19 protein-coding genes are annotated in these 23,231 nt (G+C 64.5%); 9 read left to right on the forward strand and 10 right to left on the reverse strand.

The annotated features are described in order from the left end of the window. Window positions 1-122: 122 nt before the first annotated feature. The 5 genes from AC0L2X_RS09495 (at window position 123) to AC0L2X_RS09515 (ending at window position 4,573) form a co-directional block, all read left to right on the forward strand. Window positions 123-890 (forward strand): SDR family NAD(P)-dependent oxidoreductase, encoded by a 768-nt coding sequence (locus AC0L2X_RS09495; protein WP_473599645.1) that lies wholly within the window; start codon window positions 123-125, stop codon window positions 888-890. Continuing rightward, window positions 890-1,840 (forward strand): 2-dehydro-3-deoxygalactonokinase, encoded by a 951-nt coding sequence (locus AC0L2X_RS09500; protein ID WP_473554201.1) that lies wholly within the window; start codon window positions 890-892, stop codon window positions 1,838-1,840. The genes AC0L2X_RS09495 and AC0L2X_RS09500 overlap by 1 nt, the downstream gene beginning before the upstream one ends. Then, complete coding sequence (locus AC0L2X_RS09505; RefSeq protein WP_473554054.1) at window positions 1,837-2,475, forward strand: 2-dehydro-3-deoxy-6-phosphogalactonate aldolase; 639 nt, start codon at window positions 1,837-1,839, stop codon at window positions 2,473-2,475. Before AC0L2X_RS09500 ends, AC0L2X_RS09505 begins: the two co-directional genes overlap by 4 nt. Then, a complete protein-coding gene (locus tag AC0L2X_RS09510; protein ID WP_473599646.1) occupies window positions 2,475-3,356 on the forward strand; it encodes an SMP-30/gluconolactonase/LRE family protein in 882 nt (293 codons plus the stop codon). Before AC0L2X_RS09505 ends, AC0L2X_RS09510 begins: the two co-directional genes overlap by 1 nt. Before the next feature lie 158 nt (window positions 3,357-3,514). After that, complete coding sequence (locus AC0L2X_RS09515) at window positions 3,515-4,573, forward strand: D-alanine--D-alanine ligase family protein (RefSeq protein ID WP_473599647.1); 1,059 nt, start codon at window positions 3,515-3,517, stop codon at window positions 4,571-4,573. On the opposite strand, the gene AC0L2X_RS09520 is transcribed toward AC0L2X_RS09515, so the two are convergent. The 6 genes from AC0L2X_RS09520 to dnaK form a co-directional block, all read right to left on the reverse strand. Continuing rightward, the gene (locus AC0L2X_RS09520; RefSeq protein WP_023718908.1) at window positions 4,570-4,857 is read right to left on the reverse strand and encodes a DUF1330 domain-containing protein; all 288 of its coding nucleotides are present in this window, start codon (window positions 4,855-4,857) and stop codon (window positions 4,570-4,572) included. The two genes, AC0L2X_RS09515 and AC0L2X_RS09520, sit on opposite strands and share 4 nt — an antisense overlap. Window positions 4,858-5,028: 171 nt before the next feature. Continuing rightward, complete coding sequence (gene pyrF, locus AC0L2X_RS09525) at window positions 5,029-5,742, reverse strand: orotidine-5'-phosphate decarboxylase (protein ID WP_352491143.1); 714 nt, start codon at window positions 5,740-5,742, stop codon at window positions 5,029-5,031. Further along, window positions 5,739-6,335 carry an NADPH-dependent FMN reductase gene (locus AC0L2X_RS09530; RefSeq protein ID WP_352491142.1) on the reverse strand — a complete coding sequence of 199 codons (597 nt, stop codon included), beginning with the start codon at window positions 6,333-6,335 and terminating at the stop codon, window positions 5,739-5,741. The genes pyrF and AC0L2X_RS09530 overlap by 4 nt, the downstream gene beginning before the upstream one ends. A 60-nt stretch (window positions 6,336-6,395) precedes the next feature. Next, the gene (gene pmtA / locus AC0L2X_RS09535) at window positions 6,396-7,001 is read right to left on the reverse strand and encodes a phospholipid N-methyltransferase PmtA (RefSeq protein WP_023679853.1); all 606 of its coding nucleotides are present in this window, start codon (window positions 6,999-7,001) and stop codon (window positions 6,396-6,398) included. A gap of 116 nt (window positions 7,002-7,117) precedes the next feature. Beyond that, window positions 7,118-8,248, reverse strand: a complete 1,131-nt coding sequence (gene dnaJ / locus AC0L2X_RS09540) for a molecular chaperone DnaJ (protein ID WP_352663889.1) — start codon at window positions 8,246-8,248, stop codon at window positions 7,118-7,120. 212 nt (window positions 8,249-8,460) lie between these two features. Then, window positions 8,461-10,377 carry a molecular chaperone DnaK gene (gene dnaK, locus AC0L2X_RS09545; protein ID WP_023679851.1) on the reverse strand — a complete coding sequence of 639 codons (1,917 nt, stop codon included), beginning with the start codon at window positions 10,375-10,377 and terminating at the stop codon, window positions 8,461-8,463. Window positions 10,378-10,699: 322 nt separating this feature from the next. Between dnaK and AC0L2X_RS09550 the strand changes: the two genes are divergently transcribed. The 4 genes from AC0L2X_RS09550 (at window position 10,700) to AC0L2X_RS09565 (ending at window position 19,176) form a co-directional block, all read left to right on the forward strand. Further along, complete coding sequence (locus AC0L2X_RS09550; RefSeq protein ID WP_352491139.1) at window positions 10,700-12,925, forward strand: hypothetical protein; 2,226 nt, start codon at window positions 10,700-10,702, stop codon at window positions 12,923-12,925. A gap of 10 nt (window positions 12,926-12,935) precedes the next feature. Beyond that, window positions 12,936-16,718 carry a DUF7929 domain-containing protein gene (locus AC0L2X_RS09555; RefSeq protein ID WP_352491138.1) on the forward strand — a complete coding sequence of 1,261 codons (3,783 nt, stop codon included), beginning with the start codon at window positions 12,936-12,938 and terminating at the stop codon, window positions 16,716-16,718. Window positions 16,719-16,934: 216 nt separating this feature from the next. Beyond that, window positions 16,935-17,612: a ribulose-phosphate 3-epimerase gene (gene rpe / locus AC0L2X_RS09560; RefSeq protein ID WP_352491137.1), complete on the forward strand. Its 678-nt coding sequence runs from the start codon at window positions 16,935-16,937 to the stop codon at window positions 17,610-17,612. A gap of 40 nt (window positions 17,613-17,652) precedes the next feature. Continuing rightward, window positions 17,653-19,176: a malonate--CoA ligase gene (locus AC0L2X_RS09565; protein ID WP_352491136.1), complete on the forward strand. Its 1,524-nt coding sequence runs from the start codon at window positions 17,653-17,655 to the stop codon at window positions 19,174-19,176. Here AC0L2X_RS09565 and nagA read toward each other — a convergent pair. From nagA to AC0L2X_RS09585, 4 genes are read right to left on the reverse strand one after another with little or no spacing between them, the layout of a single operon-like run. Then, entirely contained in the window at window positions 19,173-20,348 is a 1,176-nt protein-coding gene (gene nagA, locus AC0L2X_RS09570) for an N-acetylglucosamine-6-phosphate deacetylase (RefSeq protein WP_352491135.1), read from the reverse strand. The two genes, AC0L2X_RS09565 and nagA, sit on opposite strands and share 4 nt — an antisense overlap. Next, a complete protein-coding gene (locus AC0L2X_RS09575) occupies window positions 20,345-21,376 on the reverse strand; it encodes an SIS domain-containing protein (protein WP_352491134.1) in 1,032 nt (343 codons plus the stop codon). The genes nagA and AC0L2X_RS09575 overlap by 4 nt, the downstream gene beginning before the upstream one ends. Then, entirely contained in the window at window positions 21,373-22,155 is a 783-nt protein-coding gene (locus tag AC0L2X_RS09580; protein WP_352663873.1) for a GntR family transcriptional regulator, read from the reverse strand. Before AC0L2X_RS09580 ends, AC0L2X_RS09575 begins: the two co-directional genes overlap by 4 nt. Then, the gene (locus AC0L2X_RS09585; RefSeq protein ID WP_473599648.1) at window positions 22,152-23,033 is read right to left on the reverse strand and encodes a glucosamine kinase nucleotide-binding domain-containing protein; all 882 of its coding nucleotides are present in this window, start codon (window positions 23,031-23,033) and stop codon (window positions 22,152-22,154) included. Before AC0L2X_RS09585 ends, AC0L2X_RS09580 begins: the two co-directional genes overlap by 4 nt. Window positions 23,034-23,231: the final 198 nt, after the last annotated feature.

The following is a 23,231-nucleotide window of genomic DNA, read 5'->3' on the forward strand; positions in this document are numbered from 1 at the left end:
GCGCGTGCGGCCTTTTGTCGGACATAAGTCCTGATAATCCACTCTTTCGCCCTTGCCCGCCCGACACGGCTGGATAGGATGCGCGCCGGCCGACCGAGATCATTGGACCGGGAGAGAATTTCATGATGCCATCGGCACGTTTTGCCGACCTCGAAGGGGCTTCGGTGCTGATCACCGGCGGCGGCTCCGGCATTGGTGCTGCGTTGACCGAGGGATTTGTTCGCCAGGGGGCAAATGTCGCCTTCATCGATATCGCCGACCGTCCGAGCCTGGCGCTGGCCGATCGCATCGAGAAGGAACTCGGCCGGCGGCCGCTCTATCTCAAGACCGACATACGCGATATCGAGGCATTGCGGCTATCAGTCGCCAGGGCCGCCGAGGCGCATGGCGACGTCACCGTGCTGGTCAACAATGCCGCGCAGGATGACCGTCATGCCGTCGAAGACGTCACGGTCGAGTTCTGGGACAACAACCATGCCATCAACCTGCGCCCGCATTTCTTCAGCGCACAGGCGGTGGCCCCGGGCATGAAGCGGGCCGGCGGCGGCTCGATCATCAACTTCACCTCGACCTCGTTTCTCATCAACCATCCCGATATGCCGGCCTACACCGCCGCCAAGGCCGGCATCGTCGGCCTCACCAAGGGTCTCGCCGGCAAGCTCGGCGTCGACGGCATCCGCGTCAACGCGATCGCGCCCGGCTGGGTAATTACCGAGCGGCAGAGAAAGCTCTGGGTCACCGAAGAGGCGCTCGCCGCCCACGTCGCCAAGCAGTGCATCAAGCGTGTGATGCAGCCGGAAGACATCGTCGGCACCGTGCTGTTCCTGGCGTCGGATGCTTCACGCATGCTGACCGCGCAGATGCTGATCGTCGACGGGGGGTTCCTGTGATTTCACCGAGCAAGTCAGCGTCCGTCGCGGTCGTCGACTGGGGCACCACCCGTATGCGGGTCTGGCTGCTCGACGGCACCGGCAAGGTTCTCGCCGAGCGGCGCGGCGATGACGGGCTGATCACCGCCCAGGCCAAGGGATTTTCGTCCATTCTCGAAGGGCATCTGGCCGCCATGGGCGCAGCCGAGGCGCTGCCGGTCATTATTTGCGGCATGGCCGGTTCGCGCCAGGGCTGGCTGGAGGCGCCCTATGTCAGCGTGCCGGCGCCGATCGATGCTGTCCTCGCCGGCGCTGCCCGCATCCCCGGCCAGCGCCGCGACATCCGCATCGTGCCCGGCCTTGCCCAACGCCTCGCCGATGCACCTGACGTCATGCGCGGCGAGGAAACCCAGCTTGCCGGCGCCGGTTTGCCGGCAAAGGGACGCCACCTCGTCTGCATGCCCGGCACCCATTCGAAATGGGTGCTGGTCGAGGACGGCTCTGTTGCCGGCTTCGGCACGTGGCCGACCGGCGAGCTGTTTTCGGTGCTCGCCGCGCACTCGATCCTGCGCCATTCGCTGGGTGAGCCGCCGAAGCCGGTTGCCGCCGAAAGTCCGTTTTTCCGGGACTGGTGCCTGAAGGCGTTGGCCGAGGGCGGTGACATCGTTTCAAGACTGTTCTCGATCCGCGCCGCCAGCTTGCTGCAGGATCTGAAGCCGGAGGATGCCGCCGCCTGCCTGTCGGGCCTGCTGATCGGCGGCGAGATCGCTTCGGCAAATCGCCGTTATGGGGTAAGCGCTGGGCCCGTCGTGCTGATCGCGTCGGGCGCACTTGGCACGCTCTATGCCGAGGCGCTCGGCCTTGCCGGGCTCGCTTTCAGGGCGGTCGACGCCGACGAGGCGGTGCGCGCCGGCCTTGCCGAAGCCGCGCGCGAAAATGGCATGATCGCCGGAAATGGAGTTGCCGCATGACAGAGACCGCACCTTTTCCAAAGCTCGAGCGGGGTCTGGTCGCGATCCTGCGCGGCCTGAAGCCAAGCGAGGCGGTGGCCATCGGCCAGGCGGTCTTCGGCGCCGGCATCGAAGCGATCGAGGTGCCGCTCAACTCGCCCGAGCCCCTTGTTTCGATCGCCGGCATTGTCGAAGCGCTTCCTCCGACAGCGCTGGTCGGCGCCGGCACGGTGCTCACCGCCGCCGATGTCGATGGCCTGCACAAGGCCGGCGGGCGGCTGCTGGTCAGCCCCAATATCGATGCCGAGGTCATGGGCCGTGCCATGCAGTACGGCATGGTGACGATGCCCGGCGTGTTCACGCCAACCGAGGCATTCCAGGCCATCCGGCTCGGCGCCTCGGCGCTGAAATTCTTCCCGGCAAGCGTGCTTGGCGCGGCAGGCATTTCGGCGATGCGCGCGGTGCTGCCGGCCAACGTGCTGGTCGGCGCCGTCGGCGGCGTTTCGGACAAGGATTTTGCCGGCTACAAGGCAGCCGGCGTCAGCGTCTTCGGTCTGGGCTCCAGTCTGTTCAAGCCGGGCATGAGCGTCGACGAAGTGGCAGCACGGGCGAAAGCCGCAGTTCAGGCCTGGGACGCGGCGTTTGGAGTGGCATGATGAGCGAGAGCATCGTTTCGGTTTTTTCCGACCATGTCTGCCAATTGGGCGAGGGGCCAAGCTATGACCCTGCGACCGACACGCTCTACTGGTTCGACATCGTCAACGGCCAGCTCCTGGAAAAACGTCTGTCCGGCGGTGCAGTCAAGATCCACGAGCTCGGTCAGACGGCCAGCGCCGTCGCCATCGTCGACGACCGGCGCCAGTTGATCGCCACCGAGACCGGCCTGCATGTCCGCGACGTCGCGACGGGCAAGCTGACGTTGCACACGCCGATCGAGGCCGACAATGCGGTCACCCGCTCGAACGATTCACGCGTTCACCCTTGCGGCGCGCTCTGGGTCGGCACCATGGGCAAGGGCGAGGAGAAGGCCGCCGGTTCGATCTACTGGTTCTTCAAGGGCGAGCTGCGTCGGCTCTATGCGGATATCACGGTGCCCAATTCTATCTGCTTTTCCGAGGATGGGACCGTTGCCTATTACACCGATACCAGCACCGGCCTGTTGATGCGCGTCGGCTGCGATCCGGTGACCGGCCTGCCGGTTGGCGAACCGAAGGTCTTCGTCGACCACCGCTCGGCCAAGGGCTATATCGATGGTTCGGTGCTCGACCGCGACGGCATATTGTGGAACGCCTGCTGGGGCGGCAGCGTCGTCGAAGCCTATGGGCCCGACGGCAAGCTTGTCCGTTCGGTGGCGATGCCGGTCACGCAACCGTCCTGTCCGGCTTTTGTCGGCGGGAATGCCGACCGGATCGCGGTCACCTCCGCCTGGTCGGGCAAGAGCGAGAAGCAGCGCCTGCTCGACCCGCAAGCCGGCATGACGTTTATGCTCGACATTCCGGTCAATGGTCGCTTCGAGCCACGCGTGCTGATTGGCTGACCATGATCCTGAACCTTTGGTTCGGGAAAGATCATGGTCAAACGAGAACATGGTGCACTTGCTGTCGTGCAGGCGTCCGATCGGCGTCGGTTCCGCGCAAGCCGAATGCGTTCGCCGTGCGATGGTAGGCAATCGTGCTGCCAGGAGCCGTCCCACCCATGTCAACCCGCAAGCCGAAACTGATCCTGGTTTATGAGCCGGAAAAGGCCTGCTTCGATCGGCTGGTCGCCGATAATCACGTGCCGAAGCGCGCCGCCGAAATCGCCTCCTATCTGGCGCAATCGACCGACATCGCTGCTGAATTCGACGCACTTGCCGCCGCTTGCCAGAAGCGCGGCCTGACCTTCGCGCCGCTGGCGCTCGACAATGCCGCAAGCGTTCTCGCCAGCGAAGTTCCGAAGACCACGCTTGTCTGGACGCTGACCGACGGCATTGCCTATTTCCGCGGCGGCGCGGCACCGGCTCTGGCACGGCTGAACGGTCTGAAGGCGATCGGCGCCGACGATGCGGTGTTCGCGCTCTGTCAGGACAAGTTCCGGTCCGGCGCCGTGCTCGGCGCGTTCGGCTTGCCGGTGCCGCAGGCGGGCCTTGCCCGCGACGGTGCCTGGCTGGTCGCGCCACCGGCCTCGTCCGGCGGCTGGTTCGTCAAGCCGAACCGGCTCGGCGCCAAGATCGGCATCTGGCCGGATTCGCGCTGCGACGATCTCGGCCATGCGCTGGAGCTTAGCCGGCGCGTCTTCGCCGCCTATCGCGACGATGTCGTCGTCCAGCCCTATGTCGCCGGGCGCAATGCGCGGGCCAGTTTTCTCGGATTGAGGCCGGATACCGGCGTCGAGGCGTTGGGCATCGCCTTTGTCGATTCAAGCGGCGATTTCCAGACCATGCAGGACAGCCTGGCGCTTTACGGCGATACCGGCGCAGTGGCGAAAGCGTCGGGAACATACACAGTGCCGGCGCTGCTGCCGGTCGCCGACAGCCAGCCTCAAGCGGATGCAATTATTCGTCGAATAGCCGGAAACCTGATGATCGGGCTTGGCCTGCGGGACGTCTTTTCCATCGACTTCCGGGTCGAAGCCGACGACAGCGTGCACCTCATCGAGTTCGAGGTCTGTCCCGGCCTGCCCTGCTTCGATTTCCGCGATTACTGTCGCCGGCAATGGGGCCTGAGCCTCGCCGATGCGATGGCTGAAACCGCGATGAACCGGCTTCTCGCCTAAATCCCCTCGACCAGCACGATTTCGCCGTCAGCCACCTTCTGGCGGATCGCGACGGCGCGCTGGTATTCGGGCGAGTGGTAGCAGTCATGCGCCGCCGCAAGCGACGGAAACTCGATGATCACGTTGCGGTCGCGGCCCGGCCCCTCTGCCTTCTCATGCGCGCCGCCGCGCGCCAGGAACTTGGCGCCGAAGCGGTCGAAGGCCAGCTTGGCAGCTGCGACATAGTCCTTGTAGCCTTCCGCATCGCGTACATCGACGCGAGCGATCCAGTATCCCTTGGGCATGGCTTTTCTCCGGGTCTTTGGCAGAGCACGGACCGATTTTGAAAGTCGCTCCGGCGAGTTGGCTGGGGGTGTTTTCGAGAACCGGAGCGGAGCGTACTCAAAGTACGTGAGCACCGGAAGCGGAGAAAACGCCGCCAGACGGCCGCCGGAGTAGAGTTTCGGAATTGGTCCTTAGGCCGAGCGCATTTCATCGAGGATGGCTTCCGCTGCCGCCCGCCTGTCGGCCGCGCCGACGATCGGCCGGCCGACGACGAGGTGGCTGGAGCCGTTGCGGATCGCCTGCGCCGGCGTCACCACGCGTTTCTGGTCGCCATGGTCGCTGCCCTTCGGCCGGATTCCCGGCGTCACGACGGCCAGGTCGGGGCCGACGATGCGGCGCACCGCCTCCGCTTCCTCGGCCGAGCAGACGATGCCTCCCATGCCGGCATGCAGCGCCTGCTCGGAGCGCCTCAGCACCAGCGTATGCGGATCATACTCATAGCCGGCGTCGATCACGTCCTGCTCGTCCATCGAGGTCAGCACAGTGACCCCCAGCAGGCAAAGGTCGCTGCCCTTCGCAGCCTCGACCGCCGCCTTCATCGTCTTCGGATAGGCATGGATGGTCAGCATGCTCATGCCCATTTTGACGATGTTGTCGACCCCCTTGGCTACCGCGTTGTCGATGTCGAGCAGCTTCATGTCGAGGAAGATCCTGGTGCCGCCGCTGGCCAGCTCGCGGGCGAAGTCGAGCCCGCCGGCAAAGGCGAGCTGGTAGCCGATCTTGTAGAAGGAGACGATCCCGTCGAGCTCGCGCACCGCCTTCTCGGCTTCCTTCAGCGTCGGCAGGTCGAGGCCGACGATCAGCCTTTCCTGCATTGTGTCGGCGTGCGCGGCGTCCGGGATCATGCCTCGATCCGCGTCGACAGCATGCGCGAGGTTTCGATCAGCGTGCGGCATAGGTGCTCCATCGATTGGTGTAGTCTCTCATCCCTGAAGTTGCCCTCGTCGTCGAAGGCGTTGCCGCCCTCCGGCACCGAACACTCCGGTGTCACCACCTCCATCCGGCAGCGCACCAGCACGGCGCGCAGATGGTTGATGCAGCGTATCCCGGCGAAGGGTCCGTTGGAAGACGAGCAGAGGCCGGCGACCTTGCCGGCAAACGGCCTGAACGTCCGGCCGCCATCCTTGCGCAGCTGGCTCACCCAGTCGATGGTGTTCTTGAGCAGCGGCGGAATGGAGCCGTTATATTCGGGCGTCGCGATCAGCAGCCCGTCATGGGCGGCGATCATCCGGCCGAGCTTGACGGCGTTTTCGGGAATACCTTCGTCCTTTTCCAAATCCTGGTCGAGGATCGGCAGTGGATAGTCGGCAAGCGAGATGCGGGTCACCTCGGCGCCCTGCATGGCAAGTTCCTTCTGCGCCACGTCGGCGGTCCTGCCGCTATAGGCGCCGTTGCGCACCGAACCGGCGAAGACAAGAATTTTCGGGATCACAGCCATGGGTCTGCCTTGTCACCCGATGGGTATATGACAAATGCTATTCAAACCCAACGCTTCAATTCAAGCGGCCCCGCGCCGGTAGATCCACAGCTGCGTCGGCGGAATGTTGCGGATGACGAAATGGAAATGCTCGACCGTATAGTCGCCGCGGCCGGGCGGGATCGGCGACAGCGGCCCGTAAGTCAGCTGCACGATCGGCCGGCCTGCCGGGATGCGGTCGAGCAGGCTCTCGACATAGGCGATGCGCTGCGCGACCGGAAAATTGAGCAGCGGCACACCCGATATCACCGAATCGAAGATCAGGTCGCGCTTGTCGCCGAGCGTCGCGTCGAGATTGAAGGCGTCGCCCTCGATGACGTTGACGCCTGGATAAAGCTGGCGCAGATGGCGCACGAAATCAGTGGAATATTCGACCGCGTAGAGGTTTTCAGGCTTTATGCCCTGGGCGAGGATGGCGCGCGTGATGACGCCTGTGCCGGGCCCGACCTCGAGCACCGGCAGGCCGGATGTCGGATCGACGATCGAGGCCATCTTGCCCGCGGTGATGGAACTGGTCGGGACGATCGAACCGACCGCCTTCGGCTTGTCGATCCAGCCCTTGAAGAACTTCAACTCGTCGTCGAACTTTTCTGCCAGCGTCTTTCGCAGTCCGGGACTACGCGTCATCGAAAGTCCTCCTCAACGCTCCCTCGCATGCTACTTAGCAGTTACGAGGTGCAAGACAAGGCGAATCCCCGGATAAGGTGTTGATCACGCTCGGGAAGCGTTTCCAGGGATCAGCTTCAGTGCTCGCCGAACGTTTCGAAAAAGTCCTTCATGCGTGCGAAAAATCCGCTCGACTGAGGCGAATTGTCCTTTGAGGAAAGCTGCTCGAATTCCTCCAGCAATTCGCGCTGACGGCGCGAAAGGTTCTGCGGCGTCTCAACCACGGTCTGGATGTACAGGTCGCCGATATTGGGCTGGCGCAGCACCGGCATGCCCTTGCCCTTGAGGCGGAACTGGCGACCGTTCTGAGTGCCTTCCGGCACCTTCACCTTCGTCTGGGTACCGTCCAGTGTCGTCACCTCGAACGAGCCGCCAAGCGCTGCCGTCGTCATCGAGATCGGCACCTTGCAATAAAGATCGGCGCCGTCGCGCTGGAAGAATTCGTGCGGCTTGACCGCGAGGAAGATGTAGAGATCGCCCGACGGGCCGCCGCGCAGGCCGGCCTCGCCCTCATTGGCCAGCCGGATGCGGGTGCCATCCTCGATGCCGGCAGGGATGTTTACCGACAGCGAGCGCTCCTCGGTGACACGGCCCTGGCCGGCGCATTTCGGGCACGGATCCTTGATGGTCTGGCCGCGCCCCTGGCATTGCGGGCACGTGCGCTCGATCGAGAAGAAGCCTTGCGTGGCGCGCACCTTGCCGTGGCCGTTGCACATCGAGCAGGTGACGGGCTGGGTGCCGGGCTTGGCGCCGCTGCCCGAGCATTCCGAACAGGAGATCGAGGCCGGCACGCGAATTTGCGCGGTCTTGCCGGAAAATGCCTCTTCCAGCGTAATTTCCATATTGTAGCGCAGGTCGGCGCCGCGCTCGCGGCCGCCGGACGAGCGGCGCTGGCGCCCGCCCATCATGTCGCCGAAAATGTCCTCGAAAATGTCGGCGAAGCCGCCAGCGCCAAAGCCTTGCGCCGCGCCATTCATACCGCCGTGCTCGAAGGCGGCGTGGCCGAAGCGATCATAGGCGGCGCGCTTCTGCGGGTCCTTCAGTGTCTCGTAAGCTTCGTTGATTTCCTTGAACTTGTGCTCGCAGGCATGGTCGCCTGGGTTGCGGTCGGGATGGAACTGCATGGCGAGCTTGCGAAAAGCGCTCTTGAGCTCCTTCTCGTCGGCGCCCTTTTGCACGCCCAGCGTTTCGTAAAAATCAGCTTTCATGTTCTCCCGCAGTCCGGATATTCAACGTCTTGAAGCATCGTTGCGTCGTTTGCCGGCACGCTGTTCCGATTTAGGTGTGATGGAGCCGGGATGCCAGTGTCTACGAGGCTTTGTCCGCATTTTTTCGGGCAGTTCCGCGTTTTTCCGGTAAAGGGTTGCAAAAAAGCCCGGCTGCGCGCCGGGCTTTTTCCTTACCTGTACCGTCAGGCGGTTCAGGCCGACTTCTTCTTCTCGTCGTCTTCGTCGATTTCCTCGAAATCGGCATCGACGACGTCACTGTCCTTAGCGGCATCAGCCTTGGCGTCGGCCTCGGCGGCTTCCTTCTGCGAAGCCTCGTACATGGCCTGGCCGAGCTTCATCGAGACTTCGGCGAGCGTCTGCGTCTTGGCCTCGATCTCGGTCACATCGTCGCCTTCGGCAGCGGTCTTCAGCGCCGCGATCGCATCGGCAATCGCCGTGCGGTCGGCCTCGGAAACCTTCTCGCCATATTCCTTCAGCGATTTCTCCGAGGAATGCACCAGCGCCTCGGCCTGGTTGCGGGCCTCGACCAGCGCGCGCCGCTTCTTGTCGGCTTCGGCATTGGCCTCGGCGTCCTTGACCATCTTCTCGATGTCGGCATCCGAAAGGCCGCCAGACGCCTGGATGCGGATCTGGTGCTCCTTGCCGGTGCCCTTGTCCTTGGCCGAGACGTTGACGATGCCGTTGGCGTCGATGTCGAAGGTGACCTCGATCTGCGGCACGCCGCGCGGCGCCGGCGGGATGCCGACCAGATCGAACTGGCCGAGCGCCTTATTGTCGGCGGCCATTTCACGCTCGCCCTGGAAGACGCGAATGGTCACCGCCGACTGCGAATCCTCGGCCGTGGAGAACACCTGGCTCTTCTTCGTCGGGATCGTCGTGTTGCGTTCGATCAGCCGCGTGAACACGCCGCCCAGCGTCTCGATGCCGAGCGACAGCGGCGTCACGTCGAGCAGCAGCACGTCCTTGACGTCGCCCTGCAGCACGCCGGCCTGGATGGCGGCGCCCAATGCGACGACCTCATCCGGGTTGACGCCCTTGTGCGGCTCCTTGCCGAAGAACTGCTTCACGATCTCCTGGATCTTGGGCATGCGGGTCATGCCGCCGACCAGGACGACTTCGTCGATTTCGCCGGCCTTCAGGCCGGCATCCTTGAGCGCCGCCTTGCATGGATCGATCGTGCGCTGGACGAGATCCTCGACCAGGCTCTCGAACTTCGCCCGCGTCAGCTTCAGCGTCAGATGCTTGGGGCCGGTGGCATCGGCGGTAATGAAGGGCAGGTTGATTTCGGTCTGCGTGGTGGACGACAGCTCGATCTTGGCCTTTTCAGCCGCTTCCTTGAGGCGCTGCAGGGCGAGCTTGTCGTTCCGCAGGTCGATGCCCTGTTCCTTCTTGAACTCGGCCGCCAGATATTCGACCAGACGCATGTCGAAATCCTCGCCGCCGAGGAAGGTGTCGCCATTGGTCGACTTCACCTCGAACACGCCGTCGCCGATTTCGAGCACCGAAATATCGAACGTGCCGCCGCCAAGGTCATAGACGGCAATCGTCTTGCCTTCCTTCTTGTCGAGACCATAGGCAAGCGCGGCCGCCGTCGGCTCGTTGATGATGCGCAGCACTTCGAGGCCGGCGATCTTGCCGGCATCCTTGGTCGCCTGGCGCTGGGCGTCGTTGAAATAGGCCGGAACGGTGATGACCGCCTTCTCGACCTTCTCGCCGAGATAGGCCTCCGCCGTTTCCTTCATCTTCTGCAGGATCATCGCCGAGATCTGGCTGGGCGACTGCTTCTTGCCGCCGGCCTCGACCCAGGCGTCGCCATTGTCGCCCTTGACGATCTTGTAGGGGACAAGCTTCTTGTCCTTCTCCGTCACCGGATCGTCGTAGCGGCGGCCGATCAGGCGCTTGACCGCGAAAATGGTGTTTTCAGGATTGGTAACCGCCTGGCGCTTGGCCGGCTGGCCGACGAGGCGCTCGCCGTCGCTGTTGATGGCGACGATGGAAGGGGTTGTGCGGGCGCCTTCCGCATTCTCGATGACCTTGGATTCCTTGCCATCCATGATGGCGACACAGGAGTTGGTTGTTCCCAGATCGATACCGATTACTTTTGCCATTGTTCTAATCTCTCCGCTAAGCAGGCTCTCAGGACCCGTACAGGCGTTCCGACGAAAGCCCCTGTTCACAAGAAATTCCGCTCCGGCAACCGGCATTCGGCGCTGGACGGCTTGGCGCGTATATAAGAACAGGCTGCGTGACGCGCAAGCATTCTGCGCAAGGCGTTCACCATTCATCGCGGTTGATCGGATTCGGGACCGGCAGGCCGGTATTTTCCGGCGGTGATCCAGCCGGCCCGGCCCCCGGCCCATGAACCTTTTCGCCTCGCCCCGCGACTGACGCTCAGGTGCCGCGTCGTGCGGCCCCGGAAAGGAAAACCCCATGACCGCAGATCCAGAGGCTCCATGGTCTACGGGAACAGCAGGAGCTCAGCGCGACTATCGCCTTCGGGACCGGGTCGATGCGCTGGGCTTTTCGCTGGTTCCGTTGACCCTGCGCGGACGCAAGCGTATCGTGACGTTGAGGAAAGCAGACAATTCGATCAGGGATGAACGTGCTGGAACGCCGCGCCTTGCCCTGATTTGCGCGCCGGGACCGGATGTTTCTCCCATGACCTGTGGGGGGAGATCCATGTCTTGCGACCACGGCGCGTTGGTGCGCTCTCGCGCCGGCCGTTTGCGCCGCGCCATCCAGGCTGCCAGCGGCCAGGCTGCCAGCGGATTGTCGGTCTTGGCGCTCGCCGCTGGGCTCTGGCTCTGCGGCTCGGCCCAGGCTCAGGAAACCCGGATCATCTATCCCGGCTCGATGGCAATGACCGGATTCTCCGGCACCATCATCCCCAATTTTGAGGAAGGCCTGCCACCGGGCGTCGATCCCGTCGACGAAACCTTCATCGACACGGCGCGCGCGACCTTGCGCGTCTTCGACGTCTCAAGGCTGGGCGGGCCGGCGTCTGGCCAATTGGTATTCACCCCGCCACCGTTCGAGGTCACGGCCGGACAAATCGGCCAGGTGTTCGGCATCGCCTATGACGACGGCGTGCGCGACGGCGTTCCCTCGGCCATTCCAAACCTCTATGCCGGCGCCACGTCGCTGAACGGCATCCGCATCGTCACACCAGACGGCGATGCCGATGGCCGATCGGAGCGGCAGCGCCGCGGCTCGGCTGACGCGGTCTTCATGGAGGGCCAGTTCGGCACCGAGAACGGCGGCGGCCCCGGAACGATCTGGAAGATCGACGGCATCACGGGCGCTGTCTCGAGATTCGCCGATATCGACGCCAATAGCGGCCCCGGCATCGGCGACGTCACTTTCGACAATATCCACCGCCAGTTCTTCGCCAGCGATCTCGACACCGGTCTCATCCACCGCATCGACGCCAATGGCGCGCTGCTCGACACGTTCGACCACGGCATAGCCGGCCGCCCGGCGCACGGGCTTGCCGCCGTTGCCGACGACGGCTCGGTGATGGACATCCAGGGTGCTGCCTTCGACAGCGAGGACCCCGACAGCTGGGGCTACACACAGGACGAGCGCCGCGTCTGGTCGGTCGCCTATCGTGGCGGCCGGCTCTACTACTCGGTCGGGGAAAAGGCGGAGATCTGGTCGGTGGGCATTGCCGGCGACGGCAGTTTCGCCGGCGACCCGCGCTGGGAACTGACGGTCAAGGCCGACAAGGATTACGCGGTCACCGACATCGCCTTCGACAACAAGGGCTTCATGTACCTGGCCCAGCGCGGCCCGGCGGAGAACCGCTACGACTACAGCCAGTTCGCCGATTCCGGCAAGGGTGAGGTCATGCGCTACTGGCGCGAAAATCCGGACGATCCGGCGACCGAATCGGCCTGGGTGGAAGTGCCGCAGGAATATGCGGTCGGCTTCCCGCAAGACAACCGGCAGTCGGCCGGCGGCCTCGACCTGCAATATGGCTACGATGCCGAAGGCAATCTCGATAGCGGCGTCTGCACCGACACGCTGGTCGATACCGGCGACAAGTTACGCGACAACCCGGAGCTTGCCGAACAACTCGCTGCCGGCGGGCCGCTTGCCGTGCACGGCGTGCAGATCACGCCGACGGCGCTGGTCAAGCCGGCCAACGTGCCGCCTTTCGGCTCGTGGTTCGTCGACTTCGACACTTATTTCGAAGACCCGGAAGTCGAGGGCCATGTCGGCGACGTCGAGGTCTGGCGCCCCTGCGAAGGCCGTGCCGGCTATTACGAGCAGGTGCCGGGCGGCTATCTGCCACCGTTCTATCCGCCGGACTTCCCGCCTCCCGGCAATCTGCCTCCTTGCCTCGACGTCGAGGATGTCAGGTATTTCTGCACGCCCTCCGGCCTCGAGGCCGATCTCTATCTCAATGACCATGCCGGCTTCGGCGGCGATTCGATCAAGGCTCTGTCCAGGACGCCTGGCGTCGGGGTGACGTCACCTCTGTCGCATGCACCCGGCGCGCCATTCACGATCGGCATCACCGGCCATTATCCTGGCGACAGGGTCGATGTCGGGCTCTGCTTCTACAGGCAGTCCGACCGCGACAAGGCTGGCTACTACCCTTGCTGCAAGATGACCTTGCCGCTCAGAACCCCAGCCGTCAGCTGCGAACCGTGAGGAGGGGAAGATGAGCAATCTTGCACTTTTCCCGCCTGCGACGAGCAGCCAATCAACCGGCAAACAATCATTCGTCATGGAGACCATCATGAAACCCCTGTCACTCGCCAGGCGCGGCGCGCGCTGGCTGATGGCGGCCGGTATCGCGGTCGCCATGCTGAGCCCGCTGCAAGGCTTCGCTGAAGACCTTGCTCCGGCCAAGGTCAAGCCTGCCGGTTCGGTCACAGTCATTCCCGATACCAAGCTCGATTTCGACAATCCTCGTATCGTCAATCCAGAGCCGGGCCGGATCGTGCCCTTCTTCACCAAGAAAGGCACCCAGCGAGGCTGCGACTATGTCGTATACTCGCTGAGCTTTGGCTTGCGCGGCAATCCGCAGGGTTTTGCCAGCCCGGGCGTCGCGGCCATGCTGAAAAAGGTCAGGCTCGATTTCAGGGACCAGCTCCCGCACGGCCTGCGCATCGTCGGCGTACATGTGACCGGCGACGGCACCGATGCGTCGGGCGGACCGCTGCCCGGCGCTGCGATCAGCAGTTCGGCTGGCCCGGACGATACCGCGACGGTGTCCGATTTCCGGATTTCCGCCGGCGATCTCGACGGCGTCGGCGCTGCGAACGAGCGCGTCATCACGTTCCAGATCACCGCCAACATCGATCATGCGGCGTTTCCGTCGCCGACGATCGTTCACAACCAGGGCATGGTCAAGGTGAGCCGCGAACGCGGCGCCGGCATCGAAATCCCGTCGCAGGACCCGGGCAAGCCGGACGACGGCAATTACCTCACGGGTGTAAAGACCTCGATCAAGATCGACGTCACCAGGTGCAACCCGCCGCCTCCACCTCCCGGCAAGGAATGCTTCAAGGTGGAGCGCGGCACGGTTGATTGCGTGCCCGGCGGCGGCGCCTTCATCTACCACATGCCGGTCGGCCCAGAAATGGCCGGCAAATGGGTGCAGCTTTCGACGACGACACCCGGCATCACCATCATTCCCGACACGCAATTGGTGCCGGCCGGCGGCGGTGTGCTCAATTGGAAGATCGTCGGCGCTTCACCCGGCGACGTTATCCACATCATCGTCACCGGCATCGAAACCTATGCCGGCCCGAAGGAGGGCTGGGGCCTGTGCTGCACGCAGACCATCGACATCGTCATCCCGCGTGATCAGCGCTGCCCGCCGAAGGACAAGGAACCGGATCTGAAAGTCGAAAAGCGCGCCGACGTGCAACGTTGCACGATGGACGGCGGCTGCGACTTCACCATCAGGGTCACCAATGTCGGCGATGCACCCTACCACGGCAAGATCGTGCTCGACGAAGTCACCCCGCCGGCCGGCTCCATCCTCGATTCAGGGCCGAACCCGCCCTGGGTCTGCGCGCCTGGAACCACCCCGATGATTTGTACTCATCCGGTAACCACGCTCAATCCGGGTGCCTCTGTCGACCTCGAGCTCGGCTTCAAGCCGGCCGCAGGCTGGCGAGGCAGCGTCTTGCGCAACTGCGCCACCTATAATTACGGGGCCAGCGGCAAGCCGCTTTTCGGCAACCAGCAAAACGATCGCGGCTGTGCTTCGATCCCGGTCTGCCGGCGTGGCGATCGTGACCGCGATTGCCGGCCGCCGGTGGAGAAGAAGGTCGACCTGATCCTGAAGAAGCGCGCCCGCACCGAATTCTGTTCGGCCGATGGCGTCTGCACCTTCGTGATCGACATTATCAACAATGGCAGCGTCCCCTATAACGGGCCGCTGACGGTCGTCGATACCTATCCGGGCGGCGTGCCGGCATCCTCGACCTTCGGCCCGACGCCGCCATGGACATGCGGACCGAACGGCCCCGGCCAGTTCCGCTGCGACAATGCCGGCATCGTGCTGTTGCCTGGCGCCTCGACGCCGATCTTCGTCAGGGCGGTGATGCCGGCCAATTACCGGCCCGATACCGTCGAGAACTGCGCCGAGGTGAAGGCCATTCCCGGTGAGAACGACATCACCAACAACAGGGCCTGCGCCAAGGAACGCATCCGTCATCCGAATGGCGGCCAGCCAGCCCTGCGCATCACCAAGGTGTGCAATGGTTCGCTGGCCGGCGCTGCGGTCGTTTCCTGCCGTATTGCCGTCATCAGCCTGGGCACCGCTGCCCCGACCGGTCCGGTGCGGGTCAACGATGCCGCAACGCTGATAGCCGGCGGGGCGCCGGTCCAGATCCAGACCGTCACCCCAGACGGCGCGGAATGGGCCTGCGGACCGGTTCCGGCCAATGCGCTGTCCTGCCAGATTCCCGGCGCCGTCATGACGCCTGGAACCAGCCGGCATTTCGACGTGACGGTTGCCGCGGGTGGCGAATTCGAAAACTGCGCACGCGGCTCCTACGGCCCGGCTCCGGGGGATGACATCGTCTATCCGATCGGCCGGGCCTGCGCCAAGGGCGGCGGCGCCTCGATCATCCGCGTCGAGAAGACCGGCGACGCCGAATGCCAGCCCGGCCAACCCTGCTCGTTCGAGATCACCATCACGAACGATGGCGCGAGCGCCTTCTCCGGTCCGGTTCGCATCGGCGATGCCATCGGCGTCGAAGGCCTCGGCCGGCTGGAAGGCGTTGCGATCACCTCGATCGATCCGCCCTTTGGCTGCTCGCCGGAGCCGGCAACCTTGCCGCTATCCTGCATCGCCAACTTGACGCTTGGCGCCGGGGAAAGCCACGTGCACAATGTGATCGTGACCATTCCCGACGACGGCCGCCTGGCCACTCTGCAGGGCACGGTCAATGGCCAGAACTGCGTCGGCGTGCTTTCTCCGAACACGCCGGTGCAAGGCGCGGGCGACGTGTTGTCCCGCGGTGCGGCCAACGTGCAGGGCGATCGCGGCAAGGCCTATGCCTGTCATCCCTTCACCATCAGGAATGAGGTGAAGAAGGAATGCTCGGCAGGCTTCGTCATGAACGACGCCGGCAACTGCGTCTGCCCGCCAGGCACCACCTTCCGCAACGGCCAATGCTCGTCCGGCGGCGGCACGGTCATCGTGCCGAAGCCAAGACCTTGCGTTCTGCTCAAAGGCCAGATCCGTACCGAAGACGGACACTGCGTCTGCCCGCGCGGAACCGAACTGGAAAACGGCGCTTGCGTGGGGAAAGAGCCCAAGCCCGAGCAGTGCACGATCCGCGGCCAGATCCACGACGCTGCCGGCGATTGCGTCTGCCCGCGGGGCACCGAAGTCAGGGGTAGTGCCTGCCGGCCAATCCAGCCGAAGCTTGAGCAGTGCACCATTCCTGGCCAGATCCGCAACGCTGTTGGCGATTGCGTCTGCCCGAGGGGTACGGAAATCAGAGGCAATGCCTGCCGGCCAATCCAGCCAAGGCCCGAGCAGTGCACGATCCGTGGCCAGATCCACGACGCCGCTGGCGATTGCGTCTGCCCGCGGGGCACCGAAGTCAGAGGCAATGCCTGCCGGCCAATCCGGCCAAAGCCCGAGCAGTGCACGATCCGTGGCCAGATCCACGATGCCAACGGCGATTGCGTCTGCCCGAAGGGCACGGAAGTGCAAGGCAATGCCTGCAGGCGCAAGAAGCCTGTTGTGGTGGAGTGCCCGATACCTGGTCAGGTCCACAACAAGCGTGGCGTCTGCGTCTGCCCGCGTGGGACAGAGCTGCGCGACGGCGCCTGCCGCAAACCACGGCTGGAATGCGCACCTGGCGCGCGGCCGATCAATGGCCAGTGCCAGCCGATCCGCAACCCGAACCTGCTGCTGAATCCAAAGGTTCTTCAGCAGGTCGTGCCAAGGCGCAAGCCGCAGCTCGAGCAATAGGATCGCGCACGGAACTTCAAACGGTGATGGTTCGCGTCACCCAAACCCGCCGGAGCGGTCCGGCGGGTTTTTTCTTTGGCGGGCAGATGAAAGGGCAGCGCAAACCTGAAGCCGTGGCGTCGGCGGAAGGACAAACCGGCTTCCACTTTCCGCACTCATGGTCTAGGCAGTCGATACAGAGGGTCTGTAAACTGAGGCGTTCAGGAAGGCCGCACCATGAGCAAAAAAACCCTGATCGCGCCATCGGTGCTGGCTTCCGATTTCTCGAAGCTCGGCGACGAGGTCGAGGCGGTGGCGGCGGCCGGCGCCGACTGGATCCATCTCGACGTCATGGACGGGCATTTCGTCCCGAACATCACGTTCGGGCCACCGGTGATCAAGGCGATCCGCAATCGCACCAAGGCCTTCTTCGACTGCCATCTGATGATCGCCCCCGCCGACCCCTATCTGGCCGCCTTCGCCGAGGCCGGCTGCGACGGCATCACGGTGCATGCCGAAGCCGGGCCGCATCTCGATCGCTCGCTGCAGACGATCAAAAACCTTGGCAAGAAGGCCGGTGTGTCGCTCAACCCGGCGACACCGGAAACGATGATCGAATACGTGCTCGACCGGCTTGATCTGGTCCTGATCATGACGGTCAATCCTGGCTTCGGCGGCCAGGCTTTCATTCCGGCGATCGTCGACAAGGTGAAGCGGGTGAAGGCGCTGATCGGTGCCAGGCAGATCCGGATCGAGATCGACGGCGGCATTTCGCCTGAAACGGCGCCCCTGGTCACTGCCGCCGGCGCCAGCGTGCTGGTCGCCGGTGCGGCCATTTTCAAGGGCGGCAGCGTCGAGGCCTATCGGGCAAATATCGAGGCAATCAGGGCAGCGGCGGACAAGGCGGCCGGCTGACCGCTGCCGCCTGGCCCGGAAACCGCGGCTCGGGGGAAACATGAGCAACCATCTGTTCGATGCTTTCCGTGCCCGGGTGCCCGCGCCCGAACGCCTTTTGATGGAGGCAGAGGATGGGCGCTCGATCAGCTATGGCGAAATGCTGGCGCGCTCCGCTCAACTGGCACATGCGCTGTCGCAGCTGGGCGTCGAAGCCGGCGACCGCGTCGCCGTTCAGGTCGAGAAGAGCCCCGAGGCCATTTTCCTCTATCTCGCCTGCCTGCGTGCCGGCGCGATCTTCCTGCCGCTCAACACCGCCTATACGCTGGCCGAGCTCGACTATTTCTTCAGGGATGCCGAGCCACGACTGATCGTCTGCGACCCGGCGCGAGTGACTGAGATCGGCGCTTTGGCGCAGGCCTCGGGCGCTGCGGTCGCGACACTCGGCAGCAAGGGCGAGGGTTCGTTGACCGACCGCGCCTCTGAGGCGGCCGTGGACTTCCACGATGTGGCGCGCGGACCGGACGACCTTGCTGCGATCCTCTACACGTCCGGGACCACAGGCCGTTCGAAAGGCGCCATGCTCAGCCACGAAAACCTCGCCTCGAATGCGCGGGTGCTGGTCGACCTCTGGCGCTTCACTGCCGCAGACGTGCTGATTCACGCGCTGCCGGTTTTCCACACGCATGGCCTTTTCGTCGCCACCAATGTCGTCCTGATGGCCGGCGCCTCGATGCTGTTCGAAACCAAATTCGACCCGGCCCGCATCGTCTCGCTGCTGCCGCGCGCCACCGTCCTGATGGGCGTGCCGACATTCTACGTCCGCCTGCTGCAGCAGGACGGTTTGAACCGGCAAGCGGCGAAAAACATCCGCCTGTTCATTTCCGGCTCGGCGCCGCTTTTGGCCGAGACGCACAGAGCCTGGCGCGAGCGCACCGGCCACGCCATCCTCGAGCGCTACGGCATGACCGAGACCAACATGAACACGTCGAACCCCTATGATGGCGAGCGGCGTGCCGGCACGGTCGGGTTTCCCCTGCCCGGCGTCTCCCTGCGCATCGCCGATCCCGATGGCGGCGAAACACTTGCCCGGGGCGAGGTCGGCATGATCGAGGTCAAGGGCCCGAACGTCTTTTGCGGCTACTGGCGCATGCCCGAAAAGACCAGGGCCGAATTCCGTGACGATGGTTTCTTCATCACCGGCGATCTCGGGCTGATCGATGCCGACGGCTATGTCCACATCGTCGGCCGCGGCAAGGACCTGATCATTTCCGGCGGCTATAATATCTACCCAAAGGAAGTCGAGAGCGAGATCGACGCGCTGCCTGGTGTCGCCGAGAGCGCTGTCATCGGCGTTGCCCATCCGGATTTCGGCGAAGGCGTCACCGCTGTCGTGGTACGGGCGCCGGGCTCGGCCATCAGCGCCGCAGGGATCATCGAGGCCATCGCCGGGCGCCTCGCCAGGTACAAGCATCCGAAGCGGGTGGTCTTCGTCGACGAACTGCCGCGCAACACGATGGGCAAGGTGCAGAAGAACCTGCTGCGCGAAGCATACAAGGACCTCTATACGTCCAAAGCCGGCTAAGCCGGAGGGATAGTGTTGGCTGCAAAAACCTTGGCGCCGTCGATCCAGACGCTTTTCACGTCCAGATCGTCCGACAGCGAAACGATGTTGGCGGCGGTGCCTTTGGCGAAGCGCCCGAGCCGGTGCGACTGACCGATCGCTTGCGCCGGATAGAGCGAGGCCATGCGCAAGGCTTCGTCGAGGTCGAGGCCGACGACCCGGTGCACGAAGCGCACCGCGGAAATCATGTCGAGATCCGCGCCCGCCAGCGTGCCGTCGGCAAGTGTCAGCCTGCCATCCTTGCGGTGGATAGTGCGGCCGTTCAGCGTGAACGAGGTCATGTCGGTACCGATCGTCGCCATGGCGTCGGTGACGAGCAGGATCTTGCCCGGCCCCTGCTTGGCGCGCAAGGCGATGGCCATGGTGGCCGGATCGACATGGATACCGTCGGCGATGATCCCGGCATAGAATGTGCCGGTATGGATTGCCGCGCCCGCCAGCCCCGGCTCGCGATTGCCGATCTGGCTCATCGCGTTGAACAGATGGGTGACCACCGTTGCGCCGGCCTCGGCAAAGGTGCGAGCCGTGGCATAGCCGGCATCGGAATGGCCGATGCTGACGACAATGCCGGCCTTGCTGAGCGCCGACACCTGACGGGGCTCGACGGATTCGGGCGCCACCGTCGTCAGCAGCACCGGCAGGTTTTTCCGTGCGGCGATCAGCATCGCCTGGTCGGCAACTAGCATCGGCCGGATCAGGGCCGGGTCATGCGCGCCCTTGCGGGCGATCGACAGATGCGGCCCTTCGAGATGCAGGCCCAGGAAGCCCGGCACCTTCCTCTGTGCCGCTGCGGCTCCGGCGGCAACCGCCGCGGCGGTAATGTCGGACGTGTCGGTGATCAGCGTCGGCAACAGCGCCGCCGTGCCGAAGGGCGCGTGCGCCCGGCAGATGGTCTCGATCGAGGCGACGTCGGGATGATCGTTGAGCATGACGCCGCCGCCGCCATTGACCTGCAGATCGACGAAGCCAGGCGCCAGCATGCCGCCGGTCTCGATACGCGCAACATTGGATGGAATGGCGCCGGCGGCAACAATGGCCTCGACGAGGCCGTCGCGCACGACAAGCGCCGCATCGTCGTGCCAGTCGTCGCCATCGAAAATCCGGGCGCCAGTCAGGGCAAAACGGTCGCTCATAGGGTTTCGGTCACCTTGCGCAGATTAGGCGGCGTGTCGGGGTCGAGGCCGCGATGGCGGGCAAAGGCCTCGACGAAACCATAGAACGACACGATCAGCGTTAGCGGGTCGGTCAACGGATGACCGGTGGCGACATGCGGCAGCGGCCGCGCGCTCTTTGCCTTGTCCGACGTCACAAAGACGGCGGCGCCCTTGCCGGCCAGGCTATCGGCGGCATCGGCCACCGACGGTTCGGATGCATCGCGAGCGGCAAGTGCCAGGACCGGGAAGCCGGTACCGACCAGCGCCAGCGGGCCGTGCATGACTTCGGCGGCGCTATAGGCCTCGGCATGCATGGCGCAGGTTTCCTTGAATTTCAGCGCCGCCTCGTTGGCGATCGCCGCCGACGGGCCACGGCCAAGGATGAACAGCGATTTTTGCGTCTCGAGTGCCCCAGCCAGCGCCATCCAGTCGCAAGCGATCGCCTTGCGAAAATGCTCCGGCAGGCGGGCGAGTGCGGCGAGCAACTTGTCGTCGCCGGTGCTGTGCGCCATCAAGGCGAGGCCGGCGACCGCCGAATTGACGAAGGTCTTGGTCGCCGCGACGCTGAGCTCCGGTCCGGCCAAGATATCGATGGCGTAATCCGAGGCTCGCGCGAGCGGCGAATCGGCGGTGTTGGTGATGGCGACGGTCAGCGACCCGCCGGCCCGCGCCGCTTGCGCCATTGCAACAATGTCCGGGCTCTTGCCGGACTGCGAGATGGCCAGGCAGGCCGAGCCGCCCAGCTTGAGCTTGGCGCCATAGATCGAGGCGATCGACGGGCCGACCGATGCAACCGCCAGGCCCGCGGTCAGCTCCACGGCATATTTCATGAAGGTCGCGGCATGGTCGGACGAGCCGCGCGCCACGGTGACGACGAAATTCGGGTCGCGCTCGCGAATGCCGCGTCCGGCCTCCGTCAGCACCGCGGCCGAGCCGTCAAGCAGGCGGGCGGTGGCCTCCGGGATCTCCTCGATCTCGCGCCGCATATGGGTCGTTGTTGCGCTCATGGCCGGCCCTCTTCGCCCGGCCCGCTCAGCCGGAGTTCGGCGACGAAATCATAAGCGTCGCCCCTGTAGATGGAGCGGGTGAACTCGATCACCTTGCCGCTCGCCAGATAGGAGATACGCTCGATATGCAGGCCGGCAATGCCCGGCGGCACTTCCAGCAGATGCGCGTCGCTATCGCCAAGATTGGTTGCGGAAATGCGCTGCACCGCCCGCACCGGCCTGTTGCCGGTCTTTTCCAGCGCCGCGTAGAGCGACGAACCGATCGCCGCCGGATCGGGCAGCACGCTTGTCGATAGCGAGGCGCGCTCGATCGCCAGCGGCGTGTCGTTGGCGATGCGAAGGCGCGCCACGCGCGCCACCAATTCGTTCGACGCCAGGCCGAGCACCATCATCTCGTCGGGCGACGGCGGATAGAGGCCGCGGTCGAGCCAGGCCGAACGCACAGCCATGCCGCGCCGCGCCATGTCTTCGGTAAACGAGGTCAGCATCGACAGCGACTGCTCGACGCGCTCCATGCGTGGCGCCACGAAAGTACCGGAACCATGGCGCTGGACGAGGATGCCGCCCTTGACCAGGTCCTGCACCGCCTTGCGCACGGTGACGCGCGAAATATCGGCCTTGCTGGCGATGTCGCGCTCGGAAGGCAGCGCATCGCCCGGTCCGATCAGCCCGCGTTTGACCGCATCCTCGATGCTTTTCCTGAGCTGCAGATAGAGCGGCGCGCCGCTCTGCGACGATTGTCTCAGCGCCGCGAATATCTGGTCGGCGGCTTCGCTCATCGCGCTGTCTCCGCCGTGTTGGCGAAAATCCGAACCGCCATCTGCACCGCGCCGCCCAGCGCGTCGTCGAGCGGCGGTTTCAGCAGCGCCCGATAGCGGGCCGACAGGCGCGGCGCGTAAAGCGGCGCCAGCCCGCCGAGCAGGCAGAGCGGATCGTCGCCACCGAGGTCGAGCACGCCAAGCGCTGCCTCGACATCGGCGACCGCCTTGTCGAGGATCGAGATAGCGACGACGTCGCCTTTTTCGGCATGTTCGAACACCTTGGGCGCGAAGCCGCCGAAGTCTCCGGGCTTGGCATTGGTGGTGAATTCGACCACATCCTCGGGATTGTTGCGGAAGATGGCGAGCATGGCCTGCGTCAGCGGCGATCCCTGGCGGATGCCGTCATAGGCGAGCAGCGTCTGTTCGAGCAGGTCGCGGCCGATGCGGGCGCCGCTGCCCTGGTCACCGACCTGGAACCCCCAGCCGCCGATGGCGCGCGACTTGCCTTGTTTGCGTGCCATATAGGCGGTGCCGGTGCCTAGTATGGCCATGGCGCCGTCGCCGGAGCCAACCGCGCCTTCCAGCGCGATCTCGGCGTCGGTCTCGACACGGCTGATGCGGAACGGCAGGATCGCTTCGAGCTGCTGCCGGTAGGTGCCGACATTGGCTCCGGCTAGGCCGAGAATGGCCGGAGTTTGCGCGATCAGTCCCGGATCTCTGCCCGCGGCGACAAAGGCTTGCTGCGCCGCGTCGACGATATTCGTCCTGGCGCCGGTGAGATCGGTGCGGATGTTGGCGGCACCGCTTTTGGCGCGGCCGAGGACGATGCCGTCGACCGTTGCAAGGGCCGCCCTGCAGCTGGTGCCGCCGCCATCGATGCCGAGCACGAATTTCACGCGATTTCTCCTCCGGGCGGATAATACCAATAAAATACCAATAGCCAAGGGATTAATTTCCGTTTCAAAAAAGTTAAGGCGTAGTTTGTTGGAAAATCAGCCAATTTCGTTCGCAAGCCCGCACCGCCGCAAGGATTTCATTTAATGCGTGTGGACAAGTGGTATTTTTTTGGTATGGTTTTCTCGATTGGAGGAAAG

This window comes from Mesorhizobium sp. WSM4828 (assembly GCF_055811175.1).